This window comes from Acidovorax sp. FG48 (assembly GCF_057809085.1).
Window position 1 is genome coordinate 1 of sequence record NZ_JBMDJH010000057.1, and the last position, 548, is coordinate 548.

Below are 548 nucleotides of genomic sequence, written 5' to 3' on the forward strand. Positions count from 1 at the left end.
GGCGAACAAGGCCGGGGTTTTGCCGTGGTGGCCGGAGAAGTGCGCAACCTGGCAGGACGCAGCGCAGAAGCCGCCAAAGAAATCAAAGCCCTCATCACCGCCAGCGTGGAACGCGTGGAACAAGGCACCGCCTTGGTGGACAAAGCCGGAGCCACCATGACCGAAGTCGTCAGCGCCATCCGCCGCGTGACCGACATCATGGGAGAGATCAGCGCTGCCAGCAGCGAACAAAGCGCAGGAGTCGGCCAGGTGGGAGAAGCCGTCACCCAGATGGACCAAGCCACCCAGCAAAACGCCGCCCTGGTGGAAGAAATGGCAGCAGCTGCCAGCGCCCTGAACGCCCAGGCCGGCGAACTGGTTAACGCCGTGGCCGTGTTCAAGCTCGACGCCAACAGCACATCAAGCCACAGCCCGGCGCGCACCAGCGCAGCCCCCGCCCGCGCTCCCATGGCAGCGCCCAGCTACAAAGCCCCGGCCCGCAGCAGCCTGGGCAGCAGCGCCAAGAGCAGCAGCACCAAACCCGCCGCCAGCCTGGCAGCGCCCAAGAC

At 66.8% G+C, this 548-nt stretch carries 1 protein-coding gene; it reads left to right on the top strand.

Annotated features, from left to right (window positions below; translation table 11 throughout):
- The coding region (locus ACODSU_RS25300; RefSeq protein ID WP_488845725.1) for a methyl-accepting chemotaxis protein at positions 1–548 on the top strand (548 nt) is incomplete at both ends.